This is a genomic window from Catenibacterium sp. (genome assembly GCF_052354645.1).
GTDB lineage: Bacteria > Bacillota_I > Bacilli_A > Erysipelotrichales > Coprobacillaceae > Catenibacterium > Catenibacterium mitsuoka_A.
Genome location: NZ_DAWDDM010000110.1, coordinates 1 through 6,365 on the forward strand (window position 1 = coordinate 1; position 6,365 = coordinate 6,365).

Genomic DNA, 6,365 nt, shown 5'->3' on the forward strand with positions numbered 1-6,365 from the left:
GGTCTATTATTATTTATATGAAAGAGGCATTAGTCTCAATATTATTGATTATTTTATTGATCATGATTATCTCTACCAGGAAGCAGTGCACCATAATCTTGTCTTTGTATCTTATAAAGGAAGTCAACCAGTATTTATAAGTAAAAGGGGAAGTATCAAGAATAATCGCTATATGCGTGAGCAGGCAGGAAATGATTATAACCATTGTTTTTATATATCGCATAACTCTTCACTGCTTATTGTGACTGAATCTATTATTGATATGATGTCTCTAATGACTCTTACAAATAACTTTAAGAAGTATGATTATCTATCACTTAATTCTGTCTCTCATTATCGTGCACTCTTTTATCATTTAGAACATCAACCAATAGAAAGAGTCTTATTAAGATTAGACAATGATCAAGCAGGAAGACAGGCTGTTCATACAATCGTTGATATTTTAAATAAGAACTATCCCTCTATCGAAATAGATATAGCCTATCCTTATAGGCATAAAGATTGGAATGATTATCTTGTCTATGGTATTAAGCATAAAGAAAATGATATAATTGTATTCTAAAGAGGATAAATGATATGAAACTTATATTAAAACAAAGAATTTTCAGTCTGATGGATAGTTATGATATCTATGATGAATATGATCAGGTTGTCTATAAAGTCAGCAGTCGTCTTTCATGGGGTCATAAATTAGATGTATATGACCCTTCAGGTCATTGTCTAGCAACCATTAAAGAAGAAATCTTGACATTCATGCCAAGATTTAGTATCTACATAGATGATCATTATATCGGTTCATTCCAAAAGAAAATCAGCTTATTTCCTAAATATGTTTTAGAATTTAATGACTGGTCTATTAATGGAGATTTCATGAACTGGAATTACACTATAAGTGATTCTTATCATGAAATTGCGACTATATCAAAAGAACTATTTCATTTTACAGATGTCTATGTCATTGATGTTCACAATAGCCAGGATGCACTTTATGCATTACTAGTAGTACTAGCAATAGATGCTGAAAAGTGTTCAGCCTCAAATAACTAAAAAAAGAAGCCGAGGCTTCTTTTCTTATGCATCAGAACGGGCAAATTTATTCTTCATAGTAAAGCTTAATTCATCTAAGACAAGATGTAATGTCTTTGAAGTTTCCTTCTTCAACATATCAGCTGCCTTTTGATTGGCTTCATGTCTTAGCTCTGTTTTTCTTGCTTCATCTGTTTCTTTTTCAATTAGTTCATCATATGTATGAATAATATGATGTGAATGAGATTGTACCACTCTTTGATAACGTTCAATATGGATGGCTGATTGTTTATCACATGCATCAGCCATAGCTCCTATAAGTCTATTGGCCCAATAGAAGTTATCAGTAGATACTTCACCTGTTGTATTACTGTAATATTCAGGTACGGTATCAATATGAATATATAATGGAACAAGTGTATTGAATACATTTGAACCAAATGTAAACCATTCAATAGGTTCCTGTCCCTGTCTTACCTGTAATACAGATAAGAAGTCGTTTCTATTGATTCCTACAGGACGTAATGCACCTTTATTAGATAAATCTCCACGCGTAATATATGGATCATAAGGCGTATTCTGGAAATGAGTTGATAATGCATATTTTACATCTTCAACAGTAATCTTTCTTTCAGGTACCATAGTCCAAGGAATATCATCAGAAAATGGTGTAAAGTCTGCATTTTCTCCATCCCATTTATAAGTACGTGGATTTAAATAACGTCTAATAAACCAATCACGTGGTGTGTTGTAAACATGATCTGAATCATCATGTGAACCAAATGCATAGCGTGCATTAAATGAATCACCTAGATTCAAACATAAATGATTCTTTTCAATAAATTCCTTTAAATCATCACTACATAAATGATTTTCTTGAGTAGTAAAAGCATCCTTTAAATCAAATGTATCAATACCTAACTGGTTAGGCATTACAACATAAGCATCATCAGGAACTCTTCTTGCAATCCAATGATGACCACCAATAGTTTCTAACCACCAGATTTCATCATGATCAGAGAAGGCAATTCCGTTCATTTCATATGTTCCATACTTTTCTAGTAAAGAACCAAGTCTTAAAACACCTTCTCTTGCACTATGAATATAAGGTAATACAAGATAGACAATATCTTCTTCACCAATACCGCCTGGTGTATTTGTTTCTTCATCATATTCTACAAGTGGATCAGCCCCTAATACACGAGGATTAGAAGTGATTGTTTCTGTCGCTGTCATTGCGACTTCGGCTTCATTAATTCCACTTGCTGCCCAGATACCTTCACCTTTTAAGGCATTTGGCATCGCAGTATATCTCATTGGATTATCAGGTAATTGAATCTTTAAATGAGATAATACTGTTTCATATTCTCTTTTTTGTTGTTCTGGATGAATCACTGCAAGTTTCTTTGGTGTAAATCTTGTAGACTGTGAATCATCATTTCTTGCGATTAAGGTAGAACCATCATAAGATGCATTCTTACCTACTAGTAATGTCGTACATGGCATACATTCTCTCCTCCTTGTAGACTTTATTATAGACCTTAAAGTAAAATAATTCAGCACATATGTGCAACCAAATGGAGGAAATCATCGTATTAATAGTGAAGGGAGGGAAATATCATGACAATAGAAGATGTAATTGATACCTATGGGGATATGGTGACTCGCATTTGTATCATGAATTTGAGAAATAGCGACGATGCGAAAGACTGTTTTCAAGAAGTTTTCATTAAACTCTATAAGCACGGCATGATAGAAGACCCTGATTATCTAAAACACTGGCTGATTCGTGTCACAATCAATACATGTAAGGATTATCGTCGTGTTTTCTATAAGAAGACAATTAATATAGAAGATGTGCTTATACAAGATGGAAAGAAGGATTATGTATTGCTTCCTGTGATATTAGATATGCCAACGCGTTATAAGAATGTACTTTATCTATATTACTATGAAGGATATAAAACAGATGAAATTTCAGAAATATTAAAGATGAATATCAATACAGTGAAATCAAGATTAAAAAGAGGAAGGGAGATACTAAAGAAGAAAGTGGGTGAGGATGATGAATAAATGGAAGGAATTTGATGATATTCAAACGCCAGAAGATTGGAAGAAGATCACATATACACAAAAGAAAAAACATTATTCATTTTCTATGGTTTTAACAGCTGTTATTGTATGTATTTCTTTAATAACTGTCAGTGCATTTCATTCTGATATGTCAGAATGGCTGACAAATCACTTTTCTAAAGATGATATTCATCCTGTTGAGAATGTGGCTTTTAAGGATATCAGCTGGGGTGAGGCTCCTTTTGGATATACATATACCAAGGACGATAAAATAAAAAATATCTACCTTATGAATCATAATCAAATCAAACAACAAAAACCACGTACTTATAAGGGAATTTATAAGAAGCCGTTCTCTTTTAAATATGTGCGTTACCATCATGATATTTTCATGTATGATTTTTCAGGTTATTTAGAGTATGGTGTTAATCGTATATTTAACAATACTGTCTATTTATCTACAAAAGAGAATGATATCATTGCCTTGAATATGAAGACAGGAAATATTGAAGCAATAACCACTGATCATCGTTCTGTAAATCCATACCTATCACCTCATGGACGTTATCTACTTATTAATAAGCAGGATGAGTATTGGACAATCTATGATACAGTCAATAAGACAGAAAAGATTGTGCCTGATATATGTGGGTATGCTTTATCAAATGAACATTCATTTTATGGTGATGATTATATTATTACTTATGGTGATGATTATACGATTGTGATTGATTGTGCAACGCAGAAGGTGGTTGAAAAATGGAATGGTATTACTGAATTTGCGTCTGCATTTGAATTAGTAGATAATACAATCATTAATCATGTCACTAGAAAGAGTTGTGAAATAAAGGAAGAAAATTATCGTATAAAAATTGCAAGTTCTACAAGTCAATATCTTCTTATCACAAATGAAAATGAAGATTCTTTCTATGATAAGCATGTCAATTATTATCTCTATGATATTCAAAAGAATAGCTATGTCCCATTATCTTTACCATTTAAAAATGGTGTTGATATTTCACTCTATGAATATGAAGGAGAAAACAAATTGATCATCTATGATGATAAACAAAGCTATTTAGTCAATCTTCAATCATTGTTCCAATAGAAAAGCGGGGGAGTTCAAAAATTAAACTCCCTCGCTTCATTATTTATTTAAAATCTTTTTTACTACATTTGCAGGTGCAAATTCATAATCAAGGAATTCCATTTCAAAGACACCCTGACCTTGAGTCATAGAACGAAGATCAACTGCATAGTTCATCACTTCACTCATAGGTGCTTCTGCAATGATCTTAATTAATCCATCTTCAAATACATCAGAACCGATGACTCTCGCACGTAATGTATTTAAATGACTCATAATATCACCTGTAAACTCATCATCAATAATAACCTTCATCTTCATATATGGTTCAAGTAATGCAGGCTCTGCCTTAGGCATTGCTTCCTTGAAGCACATAGATGTTGCAGTCTTAAAGGCCATTTCAGAAGAGTCAACAGAATGATAGGCACCATCAATAAGAGTTGCTTCAATACCTAATACTGGATAACCACCTAAGCATCCTGCTTTTACACTTTCAATAAGTCCCTTTTCAACAGCAGGGAAATAAGTACGAGGTACAGCACCACCAAATACTTCTTCCTTAAAAATATAAGGCTTATCATAATCACGAGAAGGTTTGAAAGTAATTTCTACTTCACCAAACTGTCCATGACCACCATACTGTTTCTTATATCTTGTTCTTTGAGTGACTTCCTTTTTGATTGTTTCACGATAAGGAATCTTGACATCTTCAAACTTTGCTTCTACTTTAAATCTTGCTTTTAATTTATTGAGAACTGTATCAAGATGAATATCACCAATACCAGATAAGCATTGTTGCTTTGTTTCTTCGTTATATTCATAAACTAAAGTAGGATCCTCTTCGAGTAATCTATTAATCGCATTCGCAATCTTTTCTTCATTGCTCTTACCAAGAGGTACAATAGCTTTCTTATAATATGGTTTAGAATATTCTGTATCAGGAATAAGGATAGGAGAACGTGGATCACATAATGTATCATTTGTATGACATGTAGTTGAACGTGTAAATGCACCAATTTCCCCTGCATGAAGTTTATCTACTTCAATCAAGTTTTTACCCATAGGCTGATAAATCTTCACAATCTTTTCATCTTCTTTTTCTTTTGGATTATAAAGAGTCATACCTGCATATAAAGTACCACTTGTTACTTTGAAATAAGAAGTCTTACCTACAAATGGGTCAGTGATTGTCTTGAAGACAAATAAGCTTGTAGGCGAATCTTCATTACATTCTAAGATCTTTTCATCATCTTTCTTTAAATCCTTTACAATAAGTGCATTCTTTGGATGATTGGCTGAATCAAAGAAAGCACACATAGAATTTAAGATAATACTAATACCAATACGATCAGTACCACAAAGTACAGGAATCAAACTACCATCAGTTACACCCTGTCTTAATGCATTAGAAATCTCTTCTTTTGTGAAAGGTTCTTCTTCTAAATATTTTTCAAGTAATTCATCACTTGTATTCGCCACGGCTTCATCAATCATTGCCTTGATTGGTAATACTTCATCCATCATATCTTCAGGAATAGGGGCAACATGCGTCTGACCATTTTCAAACATACGTCCTTCCATCTTTGCAACATTGACATAACCAACCATCTTATTATTAACCATGATTGGTACCTGTATTGGGGCAATACCCTTACCATAAGTATCCTTTAACTGCTGAAGCTTTGTAGGATAATCACTATTTGGATTATCTAATCCATTAATATAGATGATCTTACCTTTATCTCTTGCCTTATACATTGCCTGTTTGGTACCTGCTGAAATACCCGCATAACTTGGACAAATAATTAAAGCAGATTCACAAACAGATAAAGCAGCTTCTGTTTCACCTACGAAGTCAAAAGTACCAGGAACATCTATTAAATTAATCTTACAGTTATCCCATTCAATCGGAACGATTGATAAATTAATAGAAGACTGACGTGCAATTTCCTCAGCACTATAGTCACTAATTGTATTACCACTTTGGATATTACCAATCTGACCAATTGCTCCAGCGCGGTAAGCCATAGTTTCTACTATACTTGTCTTACCACATCCAGAATGTCCTAAAACAGCTACATTTCCAATTTCGTGCGCATGATAATCTCTCATAAACATCTACCACCTTTCTAAAGCACTTCTATGTAATGTAAATTTTTATAAATATTTTATCATTCAT

6 protein-coding genes are annotated in these 6,365 nt (G+C 33.0%); 4 read left to right on the forward strand and 2 right to left on the reverse strand.

Annotation, left to right across the window (positions count from 1 at the left end):
• Both ACT8VG_RS06185 and ACT8VG_RS06190 read left to right on the forward strand, forming a co-directional pair.
• Positions 1-562 (forward strand): toprim domain-containing protein (locus tag ACT8VG_RS06185; protein ID WP_444195422.1); only part of this gene is annotated, 562 nt, incomplete at its 5' end.
• Positions 563-576: 14 nt separating this feature from the next.
• Positions 577-1,047 (forward strand): LURP-one-related/scramblase family protein, encoded by a 471-nt coding sequence (locus ACT8VG_RS06190; RefSeq protein ID WP_288704077.1) that lies wholly within the window; start codon positions 577-579, stop codon positions 1,045-1,047.
• Between the two features lie 24 nt (positions 1,048-1,071).
• Here the strand turns inward: ACT8VG_RS06190 and ACT8VG_RS06195 are convergent, their stop codons facing one another.
• A complete protein-coding gene (locus tag ACT8VG_RS06195) occupies positions 1,072-2,532 on the reverse strand; it encodes a C69 family dipeptidase (RefSeq protein WP_432274012.1) in 1,461 nt (486 codons plus the stop codon).
• Positions 2,533-2,646: 114 nt separating this feature from the next.
• Here ACT8VG_RS06195 and ACT8VG_RS06200 point away from each other — a divergent pair, with 114 nt between their 5' ends.
• Entirely contained in the window at positions 2,647-3,099 is a 453-nt protein-coding gene (locus ACT8VG_RS06200; protein ID WP_117458819.1) for an RNA polymerase sigma factor, read from the forward strand.
• Positions 3,092-4,207 carry a hypothetical protein gene (locus ACT8VG_RS06205; protein WP_444195423.1) on the forward strand — a complete coding sequence of 372 codons (1,116 nt, stop codon included), beginning with the start codon at positions 3,092-3,094 and terminating at the stop codon, positions 4,205-4,207. Before ACT8VG_RS06200 ends, ACT8VG_RS06205 begins: the two co-directional genes overlap by 8 nt.
• Before the next feature lie 39 nt (positions 4,208-4,246).
• On the opposite strand, the gene ACT8VG_RS06210 is transcribed toward ACT8VG_RS06205, so the two are convergent.
• Positions 4,247-6,298: an elongation factor G gene (locus tag ACT8VG_RS06210; protein WP_444195424.1), complete on the reverse strand. Its 2,052-nt coding sequence runs from the start codon at positions 6,296-6,298 to the stop codon at positions 4,247-4,249.
• Positions 6,299-6,365 lie beyond the last annotated feature (67 nt).

What these genes read in the sequence shown, in the direction of transcription:
- ACT8VG_RS06190 (WP_288704077.1), top strand. Translation starts at nt 577, where the DNA reads ATGAAACTTATATTAAAACAAAGAATTTTCAGTCTGATGGATAGTTAT.
- ACT8VG_RS06195 (WP_432274012.1), bottom strand. Translation starts at nt 2,532, where the DNA reads ATGCCATGTACGACATTACTAGTAGGTAAGAATGCATCTTATGATGGT.
- ACT8VG_RS06200 (WP_117458819.1), top strand. Translation starts at nt 2,647, where the DNA reads ATGACAATAGAAGATGTAATTGATACCTATGGGGATATGGTGACTCGC.
- ACT8VG_RS06205 (WP_444195423.1), top strand. Translation starts at nt 3,092, where the DNA reads ATGAATAAATGGAAGGAATTTGATGATATTCAAACGCCAGAAGATTGG.
- ACT8VG_RS06210 (WP_444195424.1), bottom strand. Translation starts at nt 6,298, where the DNA reads ATGAGAGATTATCATGCGCACGAAATTGGAAATGTAGCTGTTTTAGGA.